Source organism: Streptomyces sp. NPDC096048 (assembly GCF_044763415.1).
In the GTDB taxonomy this organism is placed as follows: domain Bacteria; phylum Actinomycetota; class Actinomycetes; order Streptomycetales; family Streptomycetaceae; genus Streptomyces.
Genome location: NZ_JBIWGG010000009.1, coordinates 1 through 20,309 on the forward strand (window position 1 = coordinate 1; position 20,309 = coordinate 20,309).

16 protein-coding genes, 1 rRNA gene and 1 pseudogene are annotated in these 20,309 nt (G+C 72.8%); 14 read left to right on the forward strand and 4 right to left on the reverse strand.

What is annotated here, in order from left to right; translation table 11 throughout:
* The 3 genes and pseudogenes from rrf to ACIQ6R_RS24595 all read left to right on the forward strand — a co-directional run.
* Window positions 1-92, forward strand: a 5S ribosomal RNA gene (gene rrf, locus ACIQ6R_RS24585); the annotation flags it as partial.
* 145 nt (window positions 93-237) lie between these two features.
* Window positions 238-1,200: pseudogene (locus tag ACIQ6R_RS24590) on the forward strand (hypothetical protein); the annotation flags it as partial.
* Between the two features lie 150 nt (window positions 1,201-1,350).
* Window positions 1,351-2,124, forward strand: coding sequence for a hypothetical protein (locus ACIQ6R_RS24595; protein ID WP_404223841.1), 774 nt, complete (start codon window positions 1,351-1,353; stop codon window positions 2,122-2,124).
* Between the two features lie 67 nt (window positions 2,125-2,191).
* Here ACIQ6R_RS24595 and ACIQ6R_RS24600 read toward each other — a convergent pair whose 3' ends face one another.
* Window positions 2,192-3,484: a DUF1015 domain-containing protein gene (locus tag ACIQ6R_RS24600; RefSeq protein ID WP_404223449.1), complete on the reverse strand. Its 1,293-nt coding sequence runs from the start codon at window positions 3,482-3,484 to the stop codon at window positions 2,192-2,194.
* A gap of 72 nt (window positions 3,485-3,556) precedes the next feature.
* Between ACIQ6R_RS24600 and ACIQ6R_RS24605 the strand changes: the two genes are divergently transcribed.
* The 4 genes from ACIQ6R_RS24605 to ACIQ6R_RS24620 all read left to right on the forward strand — a co-directional run bounded on the left by ACIQ6R_RS24605 (window position 3,557) and on the right by ACIQ6R_RS24620 (window position 7,764).
* Window positions 3,557-4,594: an HAD hydrolase-like protein gene (locus ACIQ6R_RS24605; RefSeq protein ID WP_404223451.1), complete on the forward strand. Its 1,038-nt coding sequence runs from the start codon at window positions 3,557-3,559 to the stop codon at window positions 4,592-4,594.
* Window positions 4,595-4,685: 91 nt separating this feature from the next.
* Window positions 4,686-5,732, forward strand: a complete 1,047-nt coding sequence (locus ACIQ6R_RS24610) for a FecCD family ABC transporter permease (protein WP_404180103.1) — start codon at window positions 4,686-4,688, stop codon at window positions 5,730-5,732.
* A 98-nt stretch (window positions 5,733-5,830) separates the two neighbouring features.
* A complete protein-coding gene (locus tag ACIQ6R_RS24615; RefSeq protein WP_404223843.1) occupies window positions 5,831-6,874 on the forward strand; it encodes a FecCD family ABC transporter permease in 1,044 nt (347 codons plus the stop codon).
* A complete protein-coding gene (locus tag ACIQ6R_RS24620; protein WP_404223453.1) occupies window positions 6,871-7,764 on the forward strand; it encodes an ABC transporter ATP-binding protein in 894 nt (297 codons plus the stop codon). The genes ACIQ6R_RS24615 and ACIQ6R_RS24620 overlap by 4 nt, the downstream gene beginning before the upstream one ends.
* Here ACIQ6R_RS24620 and ACIQ6R_RS24625 read toward each other — a convergent pair.
* Complete coding sequence (locus tag ACIQ6R_RS24625) at window positions 7,748-8,095, reverse strand: SCP2 sterol-binding domain-containing protein (RefSeq protein WP_404223455.1); 348 nt, start codon at window positions 8,093-8,095, stop codon at window positions 7,748-7,750. The two genes, ACIQ6R_RS24620 and ACIQ6R_RS24625, sit on opposite strands and share 17 nt — an antisense overlap.
* A gap of 42 nt (window positions 8,096-8,137) precedes the next feature.
* Between ACIQ6R_RS24625 and ACIQ6R_RS24630 the strand changes: the two genes are divergently transcribed.
* The 6 genes from ACIQ6R_RS24630 (at window position 8,138) to ACIQ6R_RS24655 (ending at window position 14,291) form a co-directional block, all read left to right on the forward strand.
* A complete protein-coding gene (locus tag ACIQ6R_RS24630; RefSeq protein WP_404223457.1) occupies window positions 8,138-8,434 on the forward strand; it encodes a hypothetical protein in 297 nt (98 codons plus the stop codon).
* A 7-nt stretch (window positions 8,435-8,441) separates the two neighbouring features.
* Entirely contained in the window at window positions 8,442-9,257 is an 816-nt protein-coding gene (locus tag ACIQ6R_RS24635) for a hemolysin (protein ID WP_404223459.1), read from the forward strand.
* Window positions 9,254-10,159, forward strand: a complete 906-nt coding sequence (locus ACIQ6R_RS24640; protein ID WP_375924702.1) for an NAD kinase — start codon at window positions 9,254-9,256, stop codon at window positions 10,157-10,159. Before ACIQ6R_RS24635 ends, ACIQ6R_RS24640 begins: the two co-directional genes overlap by 4 nt.
* A gap of 222 nt (window positions 10,160-10,381) precedes the next feature.
* Window positions 10,382-12,100 carry a DNA repair protein RecN gene (gene recN / locus ACIQ6R_RS24645; RefSeq protein ID WP_404223845.1) on the forward strand — a complete coding sequence of 573 codons (1,719 nt, stop codon included), beginning with the start codon at window positions 10,382-10,384 and terminating at the stop codon, window positions 12,098-12,100.
* A gap of 95 nt (window positions 12,101-12,195) precedes the next feature.
* The gene (locus ACIQ6R_RS24650; protein WP_404223461.1) at window positions 12,196-12,957 is read left to right on the forward strand and encodes a hypothetical protein; all 762 of its coding nucleotides are present in this window, start codon (window positions 12,196-12,198) and stop codon (window positions 12,955-12,957) included.
* A 188-nt stretch (window positions 12,958-13,145) separates the two neighbouring features.
* Window positions 13,146-14,291: a glycosyltransferase family 4 protein gene (locus tag ACIQ6R_RS24655; RefSeq protein ID WP_404180082.1), complete on the forward strand. Its 1,146-nt coding sequence runs from the start codon at window positions 13,146-13,148 to the stop codon at window positions 14,289-14,291.
* A 9-nt stretch (window positions 14,292-14,300) separates the two neighbouring features.
* On the opposite strand, the gene ACIQ6R_RS24660 is transcribed toward ACIQ6R_RS24655, so the two are convergent.
* Both ACIQ6R_RS24660 and ACIQ6R_RS24665 read right to left on the reverse strand, forming a co-directional pair.
* Window positions 14,301-15,935 (reverse strand): PucR family transcriptional regulator, encoded by a 1,635-nt coding sequence (locus ACIQ6R_RS24660; protein WP_404223463.1) that lies wholly within the window; start codon window positions 15,933-15,935, stop codon window positions 14,301-14,303.
* Window positions 15,936-16,257: 322 nt separating this feature from the next.
* Window positions 16,258-18,060, reverse strand: coding sequence for a glycoside hydrolase family 15 protein (locus tag ACIQ6R_RS24665; RefSeq protein ID WP_404223846.1), 1,803 nt, complete (start codon window positions 18,058-18,060; stop codon window positions 16,258-16,260).
* Window positions 18,061-18,617: 557 nt separating this feature from the next.
* Between ACIQ6R_RS24665 and ACIQ6R_RS24670 the strand changes: the two genes are divergently transcribed.
* The gene (locus tag ACIQ6R_RS24670; RefSeq protein ID WP_404223465.1) at window positions 18,618-20,285 is read left to right on the forward strand and encodes a CTP synthase; all 1,668 of its coding nucleotides are present in this window, start codon (window positions 18,618-18,620) and stop codon (window positions 20,283-20,285) included.
* Window positions 20,286-20,309 lie beyond the last annotated feature (24 nt).

The window sequence follows — 20,309 nt, forward strand, 5'->3', positions numbered from 1 at the left end:
CGCCCGGTTACATTTCGAACCCGGAAGCTAAGCCTTACAGCGCCGATGGTACTGCAGGGGGGACCCTGTGGGAGAGTAGGACGCCGCCGAACAATCTTTGGAAAGGACCCCTGGTCCCCAGCGTTCAGCTGGGGACCAGGGGTCCTTTCGTTTTTCCAGGGCGCACCGGGTACCCGGTTGCGCGAGAATGACTTGCAGTACCGAAGACAGGAGTCACCGATGTCCCCCAACTCTCCCGACGACCGACCGGAGCGCGACCAGCGGCGACGGGACAGTGGTGACCGCGGTGACCGGAGCGGTCAGCGCGGGGACCGTGGCGGCTTCCGTCGTGACAACGACCGCGACCGCGGCGGATTCCGCCGTGACGACAGCCGTGGCAGTGACCGTGGCGGGCAGGGTGGTGGATTCCGTCGGGATGACCGTCGGGATGACAGCCGTGGTGGTGGGTTCGGGCGTCGTGACGACCGTGACCGCGGGCCGCGTCGTGACGACCGCGACCGTGGGCCGCGTCGTGATGACCGTGACCGCGGCGGGGACCGTGGTGGTTTCCGTCGCGACGACCGGAGCGGTGACCGTCCCCCCTTCCGTCGCGATGACCGCGGTGACCGTGGTGACCGTCCCTCCTTCCGTCGTGACGACCGCCGTGACGACCGAGGCGAGCGTGGTGGCTTCGGCCGGCGTGACGACAGCCGTGGCAGTGACCGTGGCGGGCAGGGTGGTGGATTCCGTCGGGATGACCGTCGGGATGACAGCCGTGGTGGTGGGTTCGGGCGTCGTGACGACCGCGACCGTGGGCCGCGTCGTGATGACCGTGACCGCGGCGGGGACCGTGGCGGTTTCCGTCGCGACGACCGGAGCGGTGACCGTCCCCCCTTCCGTCGCGATGACCGCGGTGACCGTGGTGACCGGCCGTCCTTCCGTCGTGACGACCGCGGTGACCGTGGTGACCGGCCCTCTTTCCGTCGGGACGACCGTCGTGACGACCGGGGTGACCGGCCCTCTTTCCGTCGGGACGACCGCGGTGACCGTGGTGACCGGCCGTCCTTCCGTCGGGACGACCGTCGTGATGACCGCGGTGAGCGCCCCCCTTACCGTCGTGACGACCGTGGCGATCGTGGTGGCTTCCGTCGTGACGACAATCGGGGCGAGCGCGGCGGCTTCGGTCGGCGTGATGACAGTCGCGGTGGTGAGCGTGGCGGGTACCGAGGTCGGGACGACCGTGGGAGCCGTGGGCCGCAGCGTGATGACCGAGGCGGGCGTCCCGGTGGTTTCCGTGGGCGGGACGACCGGCACGGCGGCGGTGGCCGTTTCCGTGAGGAGCGGGACCGGGACCGCGAGCCGATCAAGCGCCTGCCGATTCCCGAGGAGGTCACGGGCGACGAGATCGACAAGGACGTACGGCAGGAGCTTCAGAGTCTGCCCAAGACGCTTGCGGAGGACGTCGCCAGGAACCTGGTGATGGTCGCCCGGCTTCTCGACGAGGACCCGGAGACCGCGTACGCCTACTCCAAGATCGCTCTGCGTCTGGCGTCCCGTGTCGCCGCCGTACGGGAGGCGGGCGGGTTCGCCGCGTACGCCAACCAGAAGTACAGCGAGGCTCTGGCCGAGTTCCGGGCGGCGCGGCGGATGACCGGGTCCGTCGAGCTGTGGCCGGTCATGGCCGACTGCGAGCGCGGGCTCGGCCGGCCGGAGAAGGCGCTGGACATGGCCGGTGCCCCCGAGGTGCACAAGCTGGACAAGGCCGGTCAGGTCGAGATGCGGCTCGTCGCGGCCGGCGCCCGGCGTGACATGGGACAGCTGGACGCGGCCATCGTGACGCTGCAGAGCCCCGAGCTGGCCTCCAACTCCGTGCAGCCCTGGACCGCGCGACTGCGGTACGCCTACGCCGACGCGCTGCTGGCCGCCGGCCGGGAGCAGGAGGCGCGGGAGTGGTTCGCGAAGGCCGTGGAGGCCGACCGGGACGGCAGCACGGACGCCTCCGACCGTCTCGCCGAGCTGGACGGCGTCGAGTTCATGGACGCCCTTGACGAGGGCGAGGGCGAGGGCAACGTGGAGGGTCCCTCCGCCGAGGACAAGGGCACGGACGGGGACGCGGACGGGAACGAGGACGGCGAGAAGGACTGACGTCCGTGGCATGACGGCGAAGGGGCGGGACCGGCGTACGGTCCCGCCCCTTCGTCGTCGTGTCGACCTACAGGTCCAGCGTGCGCAGCACCAGGCCCGAGGCCGGTTTCGGGCCGAAGGACGTCGACTTGCGGGGCATAGTGACGCCTTGTTGGGCCAGCTCGCGGACGACCTCCTCACGGACCGGGTGCATCAGCACCGCCGTACCGCCGTCGCGTTCGGCCTTCTCGACGGTGGCCGCCGTGTCGTGGATGTAGGAGATGTGGGTGGCGGAGTCGTCCGGGACGCGCCAGACGTGGGCGAGGAGGGTGGCGTGCAGGACCGTGGCGTCCAGGGTGCGCCAGGCCTCCGGGCGGTCGGTGGGGACCGTGCGGGCCAGCAGCCCGGGGTCCGGCCGGTCGACGAGGTGGAAGGCGCCGTCGCCGGCGAGCAGGAAGGCGTTGCCCGCGTCGGCCGCCTTCGCCAGGGCGTCCATGGACTCGGCCCGCGGCGTGTCGAGGCGGCGGACGCGGAAGTGGCCGTCCAGGGCGGCCACGGCGTCGCTCACCGGGAGATCGTGCAGCAGGCGGTGGATGGCGCGGACCCGGAGCGGGTAGCGGGCCGTGTCGACCAGGAGGACCAGACCGTGGTCCCAGGGGCTGGGGGAAGGGTGCTCGGCGCGGAGCGTGCGATAGGTCGCCCAGCGGTGGTGGCCGTCGGCGATGAGGGCCTGGTGCCGCGCCAGCTCGGACCGGACGCGGGACAGGGCGTCGGGGTCCGTCACCGACCACAGGCGGTGGCAGAAGCCGTCCTCCGTGGTCGTCGAGAGAAGCGGCGGCTGTTCGGCGGTGCGTTCCACGACGGTGGTCGTGGCCGCGGTGGGGCCGTCGCCGCGGTAGGTGAGGAGCAGGGGCTCGAGGTTCGCCCAGGTGGTCCGCATGAGCGCCGCGCGGTCGGCGACGACGTGCGGCATGACGTCCTCGTGCGGCAGGACGACCTGCTCCGACGGGTCCGACACGCGCAGGGCGCCGATGATGCCGCGTTGCAGCATGCCCTCGCCGTCGCGCTGTTCGTAGACGTACAGGCCCGGTTCGGGGTCGGCGGTCAGGACGCCCTCGGCCATCCATCGCCGCAGGGTGTGGGCGGCCTGGTCGTTGCGCGCCTCGGGCGTGGCGGCCTGGGGCAGGATCAGCCGGACGATGTTGTACGGGTCTGCGGACTCGAGGTGGAGCAGGCCGTCGGGGCGGACCACGACGTCGTAGGGCGGGGACGTCACGGCGGCCAGGCTGCCGACCCGGTCGGGGTCGTAGCGGAGGCCTCGGAACGGGGTGAGTTCCAGGCCCCGGCGCGCCGTTGCTTCCGGGTGACCTGCTGAGTTCATCCCGGCATCGTACGTGTGTCAGTGGCATGGGGGATGATCGGGGGAAAGGCACCGAACGAGGAGCGATGTGCAATGAGCCGGAGCGTCAGGACGAGGCCCGAGGGCAGTGGGCGGGGCCTGAGCGAGGCGTACGACACGGCGCTGCTCGACCTGGACGGCGTGGTGTACGCCGGGGGGAACGCGATCGCTCACGCGGTCGACTCGCTCGCCACCGCCCGCGCGGGCGGCATGCGTCTGGCGTACGTCACGAACAACGCGCTCCGGACCCCCGACGCGGTCGCCGAGCATCTGACCGAGCTGGGCATACCGACGGGTGCCGACGACGTCATCACCTCGGCCCAGGCGGTGGCCCGGCTGATCGCCGAGCAGGTGCCGTCGGGTGCCCGGGTGCTGGTGATCGGCGGCGACGGGTTGCGGGTGGCGCTGCGGGAGCGCGGCCTGGAGCCCGTGGAGTCCGCGGAGGACGATCCGGCGGCCGTCGTGCAGGGATTCGGCGGACCCGAGCTGCCGTGGGGGCGGTTCGCGGAGGCCTGCTACGCCATCGCGCGCGGCGTGCCGTGGTACGCCTCCAACACCGACCTGACGATTCCGGGCGCCCGCGGCATCGCACCGGGCAACGGTGCGGCGGTGGAGGTCGTGCGGATCGCCACCGGGGCCGATCCGCAGGTGGCGGGGAAGCCGTTGCCTCCCATGCACCGGGAGACGATCCTGCGCACCGGCGCGCAGCGGCCGTTGGTGGTGGGCGACCGGCTGGACACGGACATCGAGGGCGCGTTCAACGGGGAGGTCGATTCGCTGCTCGTCCTGACCGGCGTGACCGACGGAGCGCAGCTGCTGGCGGCACCGCCGCAGCACCGGCCCACGTATGTCGACGCCGATCTGCGCGGGATGCTCACCGGGCAGCCGGAGGTCACGGGCGGCGCGGACGGGGGCGGCGGGTTCCATTGCGGCGGCTGGACGGCCACGGCCGGCGAGCAGCGTCTGGAGCTGGAGGGCGAGGGCGCGGCGCTGGACGGGTTGCGTGCGCTGTGCGCGGCGGCCTGGACAGCGGGCGGGGAGGCCGGGTGCGGACTGGACTCGGGGAAGGCGTTGGCGCGACTGGGGTGGTGAGCCGTCGTACGGGGAAGGCGCCCGGCCGAGGGCGGAGCGAGGAAGATCCTCGGGATCGTGAGCGGTTGGCAGGGTAGGCTAACCTAACCGGGTGTTGGTCGACAGTCCCCCCGAACAGCGCGCGGAGACCGCCCCCGCGCCGCCCCCCAAGCGCCGTGTCCTGCGTGCCGTCGGGCTGCCCGTCTCGGCGGCGGTCCTGGTGCTCATCGCGTTGACGAGTATCGCGATCGGCGCGAAGGACCTGTCCCTGGCGCAGGTCTGGCACGGCTTGTTCCACGACTCGGGCACGTACGGCGATGTCGTGGTGAGCGAGCGGCTGTCGCGAACCGTGCTCGGTCTGCTCGCCGGTGCCGCGCTCGGCCTCGCGGGAGCCGTACTGCAGGCGCTCACCCGCAATCCGCTGGCCGATCCCGGGCTGCTCGGCATCAACGCGGGCGCCTCGGCGGCGGTCGTCACGGCCATCACCTTCTTCGGCGTCACCTCGCTGACGGGATATGTGTGGTTCGCCTTCGCCGGTGCGGCGGGTGTGGGCGCGCTGGTCTGGTTCCTGGGCGGCAGCCGGGGGGCCACGCCGGTGCGGCTGGTGCTGGCCGGCACCGCGATCAGCGCGGCGCTCTTCGGCTACCTGCAGGCCGTGATGATCATGGACGACGCGGCGCTGGGCAGGATGCGTTTCTGGACGGTCGGTTCGCTCTCGTCGGCGACGAACGGCACCATCAAGGAGGTGCTCCCGTTCTTCGTGGCGGGCACGGTCCTGGCCCTCGCGCTCTCCCGGCCGCTCAACGCCATGGAGATGGGCGACGACACCGCCAAGGCCCTCGGTGCCAATCTCAACCGCACCCGGGCGCTGTCCATGCTCGCGGCGACCGTGCTGTGCGGGGCCGCGACCGCCGCCTGCGGGCCGATCGTGTTCGTCGGACTGATGGTCCCGCACATCGTCCGCTCCTTCACCGGGCCCGACATGCGCTGGATCCTGCCGTACGCCGCGATCCTGTCGCCCGTGCTGCTGCTGGGCGCGGACGTCCTCGGCCGGATCGTCGCACGGCCCTCGGAGCTTCAGGTCGGGATCGTCACCGCCGTCCTGGGCGGGCCGGTCTTCATCTATCTCGTACGACGGCGGAGGACGGCCCAGCTGTGAGGAACGGGAAAGTCGTGAAGACCGATAAGACCGGTAAGCCCGCCAAGACTGGTAAGACTGGTAAGACCGGTAAGGCAGGTAAGGCCGGTACGACCTCGATGGCCGGGAAGACCAACCGTGCGGTGCGGAGCCCGGGTGGGCTCTCGTTCCGGGTGGATGTCCGGGCCGTCGTCGTCGTCGCGCTGCTGATGGTCGTCGCGTTGGCGGCGAGCGTCGTACTCATCGGCACCGGCGACTTCGAGATACCGGCCGCCGACGTGCTCAGGACCCTGGTCGGCGAGGGCAACGCCAGCCAGGAGTTCATCGTCAACGAACTGCGGCTGCCGCGCGTCCTGGTCGGACTGCTGGTCGGCGCCGCGCTCGGGCTGGGCGGTGCGCTGTTCCAGGCCATCTCGCGCAACCCGCTCGGCAGCCCGGACGTGCTCGGCCTCGGGCAGGGCGCGACCGCCGGCGCCCTCACGATGATCGTCCTGTTCTCCGGCAGCTCGGCGCAGGTCACCGTCGGTGCGCTCGTGGGCGGCCTGGTGACCGGCCTGGCCATCTATCTGCTCGCCTGGAAACGGGGCGTGCACGGGTACCGGCTGGTCCTGGTCGGCATCGGCGTGTCCGCGATCGTCACGGCCGTCAACGGGTATCTGCTCACCCGCGCGGACATCGTCGACGCGTCCCGCGCCGTCGTCTGGATGACCGGCTCCCTCAACGGCCGCGACTGGGACCACGTCTGGCCCCTGCTCGCGCTGTGCGCCGTGCTCGTCCCGCTCGTCCTCACCAACGGACGGGCGCTGCGGATGATGGAGATGGGCGACGACGTCTCGTACGCCCTCGGAGTGCGCGTCGAGCGTGTGCGGGCGCTGCTGATGGTGGCGGCCGTGCTGCTCACCGCCGCGGCCACCGCCGCCGCGGGGCCGGTCAGCTTCGTCGCGCTCACCGCGCCGCAGCTCGCCCGGCGCCTCACCCGTTCGCCGGGCCCCAACCTGCTGCCGTCCCTGTGCATGGGCGCCGCCCTGCTGGTCAGCGCCGACTGGGTCTCGCAGCGGGCCTTCGGCGCCGACCAGCTGCCCGTGGGCGTGGTCACCGGTGTGCTCGGCGGCGTCTATCTGCTGTGGCTGCTGGTCACCGAACGCAAGGCGGGCCGGATATGAGCGCCGGCGCCGGTACCCGCAGCGGCCTGAACAACCGAAGGAGCAACGTGAGCCGCCTGACCGCCGAGAACGTCACCCTCGCCTACGACCAGCGGGTCATCGCGGAGAAGCTGTCGGTGGAGATACCCGACAACTCCTTCACCGTGATCGTCGGCCCGAACGCGTGCGGCAAGTCCACGCTGCTGCGGGCCCTGTCGCGGATGCTGAAGCCCACCCAGGGCCGGGTGCTGCTCGACGGATCGGTCATCCAGTCGATGCCCGCCAAGCACGTGGCACGGACCCTCGGCCTGTTGCCGCAGTCGTCCATCGCGCCCGACGGGATCACCGTCGGCGACCTCGTCGGCCGGGGCCGCTACCCGCACCAGGGCATCCTGCGCCAGTGGTCGGCCGAGGACGAGCGGGTGGTCCAGGAGTCGATGGCCCAGACCGGCATCTCGGAACTCGCCGAGCGCTACGTCGACGAGCTCTCCGGCGGTCAGCGCCAGCGCGTGTGGATCGCCATGGCGCTCGCCCAGCAGACCCCGCTGCTGCTGCTCGACGAGCCGACGACGTACCTGGACATCCAGCACCAGATCGACGTCCTCGACCTCTGTGCGGAACTCCACGAGGAGCAGGGCCGCACGCTCGTGGCCGTCCTGCACGACCTCAATCACGCCGCCCGGTACGCCACCCACCTCATCGCCCTGCGCGACGGGCAGGTCATCGCCGAGGGCGCGCCGAAGGACATCGTCACGGCCGAACTCGTCGAGCGGGTCTTCGGGCTGCGCTGCCAGGTCATCGACGACCCGGAGACGGGTACGCCGCTGGTGGTGCCGGCCGCGCGCAAGGCACGGGCCGGGGCCGGGGCCCGCGCGACGCTCGAGAAGGTGGCGGCTACAGAAGCTTCCTGAGGCGGAACAGGTCCCGCAGGCCTGCCTCCAGCTTCACCCGGCCCGAGCCCCAGGCCTTGGCGAAGTTCAGCTCGCCGCCGACCAGGGCCACCAGGTCGTCGCCGGCCATCGCCAGCCTGATCTCGGCCTTCTCCCGCGGCGGCCCCTCAAGGGTCTCGCGCACGTCGATCCGGCCGTCCGCCATGCGTCCGGCGAAGGTGACGTCCAGATCGGTGATGTGGCAGCTCACCGAGCGGTCCAGCTCGGCGGCCGACCGCACGTCCCCTTCGGCGCTGCGCATGTTGTCCGAGAGCTTGTCGAGTGCGGCGCGGCACTCCTCAGTCGTCGCCATCGGGACCGACCGTACCCCAGTGGTACGCGGTAGCGTCGGGGCATGAGCGACGCAGTACCGGAGCCGAGGGCACAGGCGACCGACGGGGAGCCGACCGAAGCGCGGGCGCCGGAGCACGACCCCGCCGCGCCCGCCCCCCTGGACGTCCCCCGCGCCCCCACCGGAAACGCCGAGGTGGACGCCCGGCTGGCGCGGCTGGCCGACGCCGACCACCTGGCCACGGACGGACATGTCGAGGTGTACGAGGATGTACACCGGGGGCTGCGCGACGCGCTCACCGCGCTCGACGCCCGCCCGGGACCTCCGGCGCCCCCATCGACGTACGTCCCTAGGAGCTGAACCGAACGTGGCAGGAGTCGCACGCCGCCGTCTCGACGCGGAGCTGGTCCGCCGCAAGCTGGCGCGCTCGCGCGAGCACGCCAGCCAGCTGATCGCCGCCGGGCGGGTCACCGTCGGCAAGGCCGTCGCGACCAAGCCCGCCACGCAGGTGGAGACCGCCGCCGCGATCGTGGTGACCGCCGACGACAGCGACCCCGACTACGTCTCGCGCGGCGGCCACAAGCTCGCCGGCGCCCTGGACGTCTTCGTACCGCAGGGGCTCGTCGTCGAGGGACGGCGGGCGCTGGACGCCGGCGCGTCCACCGGAGGCTTCACCGACGTACTGCTGCGGGCGGGGGCGGGGCACGTCGTCGCCGTCGACGTCGGGTACGGACAACTCGCCTGGTCTCTCCAGCAGGATGAACGCGTCACCGTCAAGGACCGTACGAACGTACGCGAGTTGACGCCGGAAGCGATCGATGGGGAGCCCGTGGACCTTGTCGTGGGGGATCTGTCCTTCATCCCGCTCGGACTGGTACTGCCCGCACTGGTGCGGTGCACGCGGCCGGACGCCGACCTGGTGATGATGGTGAAGCCGCAGTTCGAGGTGGGCAAGGAGCGGCTGGGCAGCGGGGGAGTGGTACGCAGTGAGCAGCTGCGGGCCGAGGCCGTACGGGGAGTCGCCCGCAGGGCCTGGGAACTGGGACTCGGGGTGAAGGGGGTCACCGCCAGTCCGCTGCCCGGTCCCTCCGGGAACGTCGAGTACTTTCTGTGGCTGCGGGCCGGGGCCGACGAACTGGACCCGGCCGACGTTGACCGTGCAGTGGCGGAGGGGCCGCGTTGACACAGAACCGAGCTCGTACTGTTTTCCTGCTCGCCCACACCGGGCGCCCGGCGGCCATCCGCAGCGCGGAGCTCGTGGTCAAGGGGCTGCTGAACGCCGGGCTGGGGGTGCGTGTCCTGGAGGCGGAGGCGTGCGACCTGCCGCTGCCGGGCGAGGTGGAGCTGGTCGGCGAGGCCACCCCGCAGTGCCTCGACGGCTGCGAGCTGCTGATCGTGCTGGGCGGTGACGGGACGCTGCTGCGCGGCGCCGAGTTCGCCCGCGCCTCCGGGGTGCCGATGCTCGGCGTCAACCTGGGCCGGGTCGGCTTCCTCGCGGAGGCCGAGCGCGACGACCTCGACAAGGTCGTCGACCGGGTGGTGAGCCGGGCGTACGAGGTCGAGGAGCGGATGACCGTCGACGTCGTCGTGCACCGCAACGGCGACATCGTGCACACCGACTGGGCGCTGAACGAGGCCGCCGTGCAGAAGGCCGGCGCGGAGAAGCTCCTGGAGGTCGTGCTGGAGATCGACGGGCGGCCGGTGACGGGGTTCGGCTGCGACGGCATCGTGCTGTCGACGCCGACCGGGTCGACGGCGTACGCCTTCTCGGCCGGGGGGCCGGTGGTGTGGCCCGAGGTCGAGGCGCTGCTGATGGTGCCGATCAGCGCCCACGCGCTGTTCGCGAAGCCGCTGGTGACCTCGCCGGACTCGGTGCTCGCGGTGGAGGTGCTGCCGCACATTCCGCCGGGGGTGCTGTGGTGCGACGGGCGGCGGACGGTGGAGCTGCCGCCGGGGGCGCGGGTGGAGGTGCGGCGGGGGGCGGTGCCGGTGCGGTTGGCTCGGCTGCACCACGCGTCGTTCACGGACCGGCTGGTGGCGAAGTTCGCTTTGCCGGTGTCCGGGTGGCGCGGGGCGCCGCACTAAGCCTGACCCGGCGCGGCGCCCGGATCCCCGCGTTTGCGGGGAGCGACGTATCCGGAACTCGCCGAGTACGGACACGACCGGACCATTCCTGCGGCAGCGGGGAGCAGTACCCGTGCAACGAGCGACCCGTCCGCAGGTGACGGCCTGCGGCTGCCCCGGTCGGGTGGGGTGGCGTCGCACACCGCGGGCGAAACCTCGTATGGTCGGTGCGTGCTTGAGGAGATGCGGATACGGTCGCTCGGAGTCATCGACGACGCCGTGGTCGAGCTGTCGCCCGGGTTCACCGCTGTCACCGGTGAGACGGGTGCCGGCAAGACCATGGTGGTCACCAGCCTGGGGCTGCTGCTGGGCGGACGCGCGGACGCGGCGCTCGTGCGGATCGGGGCGAAGAACGCGGTCGTCGAGGGGCGGATCGCCGTGCCCGAGGACGCCGCGGTCGCCGTCCGGGCCGAGGAGGCCGGGGCCGAGCTGGACGACGGAGCGCTGCTGATCAGCCGGACGGTGTCCGCCGAGGGGCGGTCGCGCGCGCACCTGGGCGGGCGGTCCGTGCCCGTGGGGATGCTCGCCGAGCTGGCCGACGAACTGGTGGCCGTGCACGGGCAGACCGACCAGCAGGGGCTGCTCAAACTGTCCCGGCAGCGGCAGGCCCTGGACCGGTACGCGGGTGACGCGGTCGCCGGACCGCTCGCCAAGTACGCCGAGGCCTACCGGCGGCTGCGGGCCGTCGCCACGGAGCTGGACGAGATCACCACGCGCGCGCGTGAGCGCGCCCAGGAAGCCGATCTGCTGCGCTACGGCCTCGACGAGGTGGCGGCCGTCGAGCCGCGCGCCGGTGAGGACGTGGAGCTGGCCGAGGAGGCGGAGCGGCTGGGCCACGCCGAGGCGCTCGCGTCGGCCGCCACGGCCGCTCACGCCGCCCTGGCGGGCAACCCGGAGGACCCCGAGGGCGTGGACGCGGCGACGCTCGTCGCGGGCGCGCAGCGGGCCCTGGACGCCGTGCGGTCGCACGACCCGGCGCTGGCCGCGCTCGCCGAGCGGATCGGCGAGGTCGGGATCCTGCTGCGCGACGTGGCCGGGGAACTGGCCGGGTACGCGGACGACCTCGACGCCGACCCGCTGCGGCTGGCGGCGGTCGAGGAGCGCCGGGCCGCGCTCACCGCGCTGACGCGGAAGTACGGCGAGGACGTCACCGCCGTCCTGAACTGGGCCGAGCGGAGCGCCGCGCGGGTGACCGAGCTGGACGGCGACGACGAGCGGATCGGCGAGCTGACCGCCGAGCGGGACGCGCTCCGGACGGAGCTGGGCGGGCTGGCACAGGCACTGACGGACGCGCGCACGGAGGCCGCCGAGCGGTTCGCCGCCGCGGTGACCGCGGAGCTGGCCTCGCTCGCCATGCCCCACGCGCGCGTGTCGTTCGAGATCCGGCAGACCGACGACCCGGAGGGCGTGGAGGTCGCCGGACGCACGGTCGCGTACGGGCCGTCGGGCGCCGACGAGGTCGAGCTGCTGCTCGCCCCGCATCCGGGCGCGCCGCCGCGGCCGATCGCCAAGGGCGCGTCCGGCGGTGAGCTGTCGCGCGTGATGCTGGCCGTGGAGGTCGTGTTCGCGGGCACGGATCCGGTGCCGACGTACCTCTTCGACGAGGTCGACGCCGGGGTCGGCGGCAAGGCGGCGGTGGAGATCGGGCGGCGCCTGGCGCGCCTCGCGAGGAGCGCGCAGGTCGTGGTCGTCACGCACCTGCCGCAGGTGGCCGCGTTCGCCGACCGGCAGCTGCTGGTGGAGAAGACGAACGACGGCTCGGTGACCCGCTCCGGAGTGAAGGTGCTGGAGGGTGAGGATCGGATCCGCGAACTGTCCCGGATGCTGGCCGGCCAGGAGGACTCGGAGACGGCCCGGGCCCACGCGGAGGAACTGCTCGCGACGGCACGGTCGGACGCGTAGGCCCGGCCGGACGCGCAGGCCCGGCCGGCGGGCCGCGTCGCGGGACGCCGTCGGCGCCCGCCGACGGCGCGGGAGGGGCCCCGTAGGGTGGCCCGATGATCGACCGCGCTCGCCGGACCGGCTCCTCCTTCGCCCTCGCCGCCGCTCTCGCGCGGACCGGCCTGTCCGCGCTGCGCGCCACGGCACCGGGCGGCCGGGAACGCTGGGAGCGGAAGAACCACGCCGGACGGGCCGTGGAGCTGTACGCCGGGCCCGCGTCCGCCGTGGCGGCGGCGGTGGGGACGGCGCGGGTGCGGCCCGCCGCCGGGTTCGCGGTGCTCGCCGCCGGGGCCTGCGGGGCCTACGACGACGTGGTGGGCGCCGGGGACTCCCGGCGCGGGTTCCGAGCGCATCTGTCGGCGTTGCGGGACGGCGAGGTCACCAGCGGGGCGGTGAAGCTGCTGGGGATCTCCGCGGCCGGGCTCGCCGCGGGTGCGGTGATGAAGGAACGGCCGCTGGACAAGGTGCTCGCGGGCGTCGTCATCGCGGGGGCCGCGCACTTCGTCAACCTCGTGGACGTACGCCCCGGGCGGGCCGGTGCGGCGGTCCTCGCGCTCGGTGCGCCGGGGCTGCTGAGGAAGGGGCCCGGAGCGGAGGCCGTCGCCGTCGCCATGGGAGCCGCCGCGGCTGTACTGCCCGACGACATCGCCGAGCGCACGATGCTCGGTGACACGGGAGCGCACGCGCTGGGCGCGGCCCTGGGGGTCGCGGTGGTGGCCGGGAACGGCCGGGCGGCGCTCGCCGCGCACGCCGTCGCACTCGTGGCCGCGGCGGCGTACGGGGAGAAGGTGAGCGAGGCGGCACGCTCACTCGTGTGAGTGAAGTGGCCCGTCCCGTTGCCCCCACGGTCGCCCGCGCGGGACGGTCGTCGTTCCCGGAACACCCGTACGGCCTGGCATCCTTGACGGAGCAGCGCGCTGGAAACCGCGAGGCGCGCCCCCTCCGCGGCATCCTTCTGTACGTTCTTCGTGACCGTCCCCCGCCGAAACCAGGAGTTCCCGGCCACGTGACCCCCGTGAGCAGCCACGCACCGCACGGCCAGACGTCGCTGCGCACCGTGCAGGTGCTGGGCGGCGGCAACGCCGGCAGCAGCACCCACGTGCGCTCCCTGGCCGCGGGGCTCGTCGCGAGGGGCGTGAAAGTGACGGTGTGCGCCCCCGCCCATGCGGAACGCACCTACGACTTCACGGGCGCCGGAGCCGACCACGTGCACGTGCCGCGCAGCAGTGATCCCGTGTCCGTTGCCGCGCTGCGGGCGGTGTGCGCGGAGGCCGACCTGGTGCACGCGCACGGGCTGCACGCCTCCTTCCGCGCCGCGCTGGCCCTCGGCGGACGCCGGGTGCGCACTCCGCTCGTCGTCACCTGGCACGACCGGGTCCACGCCGAAGGAGCCCGCGCCCAACTGCTGCGCGTGCTGGAACGACGGGTGATGAAGGCCGCCACCGTGGTGCTCGGCGCCACCTCGGAACTGGTCGACCGGGCACGGCGAACAGGCGCGCGGGACGCCCGGCTCGGCCCCGTCGCGCTCCCCGCCCGGCCGGGCCGGCCGGCCGACCCCGACGACCCCGACCGGCGGCGCCCGAAGGTCCGGGCCGAACTCGGCGCCATCGGCCGCCCGTTGCTGATCGCGGTCGGCTCCCTGGAGGGGCACCGGGGGTACGACGTCCTGCTCGACGCCGCCCGTGTCTGGCGCCGGCACGACCCCGTACCGTTGGTCGTCGTCGCCGGGGAAGGCCCGCTGCGCGCGGAGTTGCAGCGGCGGATCGAGGACGAGGGACTGCCGGTGGTGCTCATCGGCAGCCGCGAGGACGTCACCGACCTTCTCGCGGCGGCCGACCTGGCCCTGCTGCCGAGCCGCCGGGAGGCACGCTCCCTCCTCGCCCAGGAGGCCCTCCACGCGGGCGTGCCGCTCGTCGCGAGCGACGTCGGCGGCATCCCCGAACTCGTCGGCGACGCCGCCGAACTCGTCCCGGACGGGGACGCGGAGGCCCTCGCCGACGCCGTCGTCCGACTGCTCGCCGACCCGGGGCGGTGCGAGGAGCTGAGGGACAGGGGCGCACGGCAGGCGGCCACCTGGCCGACCGAGGACGAGACAGTCGCCCAGGTCCTCAGCGTCTACGACGAGTTGACGCAGCCCACGCCGCTGCTCTAGGCGTACTGCCTAGGGCACGTGCCGACGTGCGCGCAGCGCCAGGCTCAACGCCAGGACGGTCTGCGGGTCGTCGAGGTCCGTCCCCAGCAGCTCCCCGATCCTCGCCAGCCGGTTGTACAGCGTCTGCCGGTTGAGGTGGAGTTCGCGTGCCGTCTCCGCCTTGCGGCCGGCGTGCGCCAGGTACGCCTGGAGGGTGGGCAGCAGGGGCGGCTTGGAACGGTTGTCGTGGTCGCGGAGGGGGCCGATCGCCCGGTCCACGAAGGCCGCGAGGTCCGGTTGGTCACGCAGCCGCCACAGCAGCAGGTCGATGTCGAGGCGTCGGGCGTCGAACCAGGGCCGGTCGGGGAGACCCTGCGCCGCGGTGGCCGTCTCCGCCGCGTGCCTGAGGCCCGAGGCCGCCGCCGCCCAGCCGCCGGCCACGCCGACGACCACGACGGGCGGCTGCGCCCCCGGCGCCTGCATTCCGGCCCGCTCCACGCCCGCCCGCAGCGCCGCCGCGACCCGGTCCGCGACCGCCGCCCGCTCCGTCTCCAAGCGCAGGCCCAGCAGAAGCGGCACCCTGCCCTCCACCGGCCGTACGCCCAGCAGGACCGGCACCCCGACCGACGCGAGTTCCTCGGCGACCGCGCGCGCCAGCACCGCCCAGCCGCCACCGGCGGGGGACAGGGTGTCACCGAGCCGCATCACCACCGGGAGCAGCGGGCCGGCGCCCGGTTTGAAGCCCAGGACGCGGGCCTGTGCCGGGGCGTCCTCCGGGGCGATCCGGCCCTCGGCGAGGTCGGTGAGGAAGTCGCCGCGACCGCGCGCCGCCAGTTCCTCCTCCTGACGGGCCTGCATCAGCACCACGGCGAGGATGCCGGCCGCCCGCTCGGCCGCCATCCGGTGCACCGGCGCCAGCGGGGACCGTACGGGCAGCAGAACGAGCCGGGCGCGCACCGCCCCGGTGCCGGGCCCGCCGCCGGGCACGTCCACCAGGACCGAGCCCGCCGGGGGCGGGGCCTCCTTGTGCGGGCCGCGCAGCCCCTCCCACACCTGGAGCGGGTCGGCGCCCTCGGGGCCGGAGCCGGCGGCGTACAGCAGTCGGCCGTCGGGGGTCTCCAGGAAGACCGGGTTGTCGCCGAAGTCGGCCAGGATGCCGAGTACCTGCGGCACCCCGCCGCCGCCGAGGAGCGCCTCCGTGCAGCGGCGGTGCACCTCTTCGGCCCGCTGGAGCAGTGTGTAGTGGCCGTTGACGATCTCGGTGTGGATCTCCTCGGTGACCGTCACGAACGGCACCTCGCGGTGCAGCTGGACCAGCGGCAGTCCGGCCGCGCGGGCGGTGTCCACGAGGGCGGCCGGCAGGCGGCCGAAGCGCGGGCCGAGTTCCACGACGAGGGCCGCGATACCGCGCTCGGCGAGGGTGCGGACGAAGGCGCGCTGTTCGGCGGGGCGGGTGCCGAGGCCGTAGCCCGTGGTCAGGAGAAGCTCGCCGCCCTTGAGGAGGGAGGCGATGTTGGGTACCTCGCCGGCGTGGACCCAGCGCACGGTGCGGTGCAGACGGTCGGCGCCGGCGAGGATCTCCGGGAGGCCGCTGCGGAGGCCGGGGAGTTCCAGGGCCCGCTGCACGGTGATCCCCGAGGGCGGGGGTGCGCTGGGGGTGTTCATGGAGCGGACGGTACCTGGGGGCGCCGGGCGGGCACATCTTCGGAGGCCGGTGCCTCTGCCGTGAGCGGCTGGGGGCGGAGGGTGGGCCTGCCGCCCGGCGCTGGACGGCTGCCCGGCGTGGGAGTGGCCGGGGGGTGGGGCACGCGGCCCCCGGCGCTGGCGAGGCGCCGCTGCGCCCACCCGTGCCGCCCTGGGGCCTCCCAGGCCGTTCAGGCACTGGGGGAGGGGCGACTGAAGGGGCGACCGCCCGCGTGCGGCGACTGCCCGCGGCGGCGGCGCACGACTGCCCGCAGCTGAGCGGCTGCGGGCAGTCCGCTGTGCGTCAGCCCCCGTACGCCCCGCTCGCCGTCAGCCTCAGTGCCGTGTCGATCAGCGGGACGTGGCTGAAGGCCTGGGGGAAGTTGCCGACCTGGCGTTGGAGGCGGGGGTCCCATTCCTCGGCCAGGAGGCCCAGGTCGTTGCGGAGGGAGAGGAGCTTCTCGAAGAGCTTCCGCGCCTCGTCCACCCGGCCGATCATCGCCAGGTCGTCGGCCATCCAGAACGAGCAGGCCAGGAAGGCGCCCTCGTCGCCGGGCAGGCCGTCGACGCCCTCGCTGCCGCCCTCCGTCGGGTAGCGCAGGATGAAGCCGTCCGACGTGGACAGCTCACGCTGGATGGCCTCGATGGTGCCGATGACCCGCTTGTCGTCCGGCGGCAGGAAGCCCATCTGCGGGATCAGCAGCAGCGAGGCGTCCAGCTCCTGGGAGCCGTAGGACTGCGTGAAGGTGTTGCGTTCCTTGTCGTAGCCCTTCTCGCACACGTCCCGGTGGATGTCGTCGCGCAGCTGCTTCCAGCGCTCCAGGGGGCCGTCGGCGTCGCCGGACTCGATCAGCTTGATCGTGCGGTCGACGGCGACCCAGGCCATCACCTTGGAGTGCACGAAGTGCCGGCGCGGGCCGCGCACCTCCCAGATGCCCTCGTCCGGCTCCTGCCAGTGGTCCTCCAGGTAGCGGATCAGCTTGAGCTGGAGCAGCGAGGCGTAGTCGTTGCGGGACAGGCCCGTCATGTGGGCCAGGTGCAGGGCCTCGGTGACCTCGCCGTAGACGTCCAGCTGGAGCTGGTGCGCGGCGCCGTTGCCGACCCGGACCGGGGTGGAGTTCTCGTAGCCGGGCAGCCAGTCCAGCTCCGCCTCGCCCAGCTCGCGCTCGCCGGCGATGCCGTACATGATCTGCAGGTTCTCCGGGTCGCCGGCGACCGCGCGCAGCAGCCACTCGCGCCAGGCGCGGGCCTCCTCGCGGTAGCCGGTGCGCAGCAGCGAGGACAGGGTGATCGCCGCGTCGCGCAGCCAGGTGTAGCGGTAGTCCCAGTTGCGGACGCCGCCGATGTCCTCCGGCAGGGAGGTGGTGGGCGCGGCGACGATGCCGCCGGTGGGGGCGTAGGTGAGGGCCTTCAGGGTGATCAGGGAGCGGACCACGGCTTCGCGGTAGGGGCCGTGGTACGTGCAGTGCTCGACCCAGCCGCGCCAGAAGTCCTCGGTGGCCTCCAGCGACTGCTCGGGCTCCGGCAGCGCCGGCGGCTCCTTGTGCGAGGGCTCCCAGGAGATGGTGAAGGCGATCCGCTCACCCGGCGAGACGGTGAAGTCCGCGTACGTGGTGAGCGCCTTGCCGTAGGTCTCGGCCTCTGTGTCGAACCACACGGAGTCGGGGCCCGCGACGGCCACCGTGCGGCCCTCGTGCTTGTGCACCCACGGGACCACGCGGCCGTAGCTGAACCGCATCCGCAGCTCCGAGCGCATCGGCACCCGGCCGGAGACACCCTCCACGATCCGGATCACCTGCGGCGCGCCGTCGCGCGGCGGCATGAAATCGGTCACCCGGACCGTGCCGCGCGGGGTGTCCCACTCGGATTCCAGGATCAGCGAGTCGCCGCGGTAGGTCCGCCGGGCCGCGGTGGGCGGTTCGGCGCCGGGGGCGTAGGCGGGTCCGAGCCGCCAGAAGCCGTGTTCCCCGGTGCCCAGCAGACCGGCGAAGATGGCATGCGAGTCGAAGCGGGGCAGGCACAGCCAGTCGACTGTGCCGTCCCGGCAGACCAGGGCGGCGGTCTGCATGTCTCCGATGAGTGCGTAGTCTTCGATGCGCCCGGCCACGTGCAACTCCAGTCGAACGGCCACGTCACCCCGCGTGGGGGCGGTCGCTAGTGCGGTCAAGGGTGGGGTCAGGGGTGTGTGTCAGGGGATGTGTGTCATGCGTCGTTGAGCCATGAAGCAAAGCAGCCGTCCGGCCGTGAAGCCAAACGCTGTGCCGCAAACGACAATTGTTGCTCAACGAACTGACGAGCTCTCGTTGTTCCGGTGCTGACGGGCGAGGGGTGGTGCCGTGTCGCCGGGCTGGCTCGGCAGCGAACGTCCGAGCAGGATACGACGCACGTAGATGATCTGTGTGCCGCTCCGGGCAACCCGGGTCCGCCGAACGGGTGACCATCGGGTGAGGAAACGGTGAGCCGCGCGCCTGGGTGTCCGGGCGTACGCGGAGGGTGGCCGGAAGCCACCGCCCCGAGGCGCTGATACGCTGGTAGCCCGTGGACCGGTGGGAGAAAAACCCCGGAACCGCAGCGACGGCGCCGCCGACGGCAACCCGGGAACAACGGGTGGCACGACGAGCGCACCGCACCCCAGATCGCGACCACGGGAGCCCCCTCTTGGCCATGCCGCCCGCCGTTTTTCGAAACAGCACAGCCTCGACGACCAAGCACATCTTCGTCACCGGGGGTGTCGCCTCCTCGCTCGGCAAGGGGCTGACCGCCTCCAGCCTCGGCATGCTGCTCAAGGCACGGGGTCTGCGCGTCGTGATGCAGAAGCTCGACCCGTACCTCAATGTCGACCCTGGCACGATGAACCCCTTCCAGCACGGTGAGGTGTTCGTCACCAACGACGGCGCCGAGACCGACCTGGACATCGGCCACTACGAGCGTTTCCTCGACCGCGACCTCGACGGCTCCGCGAACGTCACCACCGGCCAGGTGTACTCGACGGTGATCGCCAAGGAGCGGCGCGGCGAGTACCTGGGCGACACGGTGCAGGTCATCCCGCACATCACCAACGAGATCAAGCACCGCATCCGCCGCATGGCGACGGACGAGGTGGACGTCGTGATCACCGAGGTCGGCGGCACGGTCGGCGACATCGAGTCGCTGCCGTTCCTGGAGACCGTCCGTCAGGTCCGGCACGAGGTCGGCCGCGACAACGTCTTCGTCGTCCACATCTCGCTCCTGCCGTACATCGGCCCCTCGGGTGAGCTGAAGACGAAGCCGACCCAGCACTCGGTCGCGGCGCTGCGCAACATCGGTATCCAGCCGGACGCGATCGTGCTGCGCTGCGACCGCGAGGTGCCGACCGCGATCAAGCGCAAGATCTCCCTGATGTGCGACGTCGACGAGGCCGCCGTGGTGGCCTGCCCCGACGCCCGCTCGATCTACGACATCCCCAAGGTCATCCACGCCGAGGGCCTGGACGCCTACGTCGTCCGCAAGATGGACCTGCCGTTCCGCGACGTGGACTGGACGACCTGGGACGACCTGCTCGACCGCGTCCACAAGCCCGAGCACGAGATCACCATGGCGCTGGTCGGCAAGTACATCGACCTGCCCGACGCCTACCTGTCGGTGACCGAGGCGCTGCGTGCGGGCGGCTTCGCCAACAAGGCCCGCGTGAAGATCAAGTGGGTCACGTCCGACGACTGCAAGACGGCGGCCGGCGCCAAGGCGCAGCTCGGTGACGTGGACGCCATCTGCATCCCGGGCGGCTTCGGCGACCGGGGCGTGCTCGGCAAGGTCGGCGCGATCCGCTACGCCCGCGAGAACAAGATCCCGCTGCTGGGCCTCTGCCTGGGCCTGCAGTGCATCGTGGTCGAGGCCGCGCGGAACCTGGCCGGCATCACGGACGCCAACTCCACCGAGTTCGACCCGGCCACCTCGCACCCGGTCATCTCGACCATGGCCGAGCAGCTGGACATCGTGGCCGGCGAGGGCGACATGGGCGGCACGATGCGGCTCGGCATGTACCCGGCGAAGCTGGCCGAGGGCTCCATCGTGCGTGAGGTCTACGACGGCAAGGAGTACGTCGAGGAGCGGCACCGTCACCGCTACGAGGTGAACAACACCTACCGCGCGGAGCTGGAGAAGAAGGCCGGCATCCTCTTCTCGGGCACCTCCCCGGACGGCAAGCTCGTCGAGTACGTCGAGTACCCCCGTGACGTCCACCCCTACCTGGTCGCCACGCAGGCGCACCCGGAGCTGCGCTCGCGCCCGACCCGCCCGCACCCGCTCTTCGCCGGGCTGGTCAAGGCCGCGGTCGAGCGGAAGACGTCGAAGTAACACACCAGTTGTACGGTGGCCGGG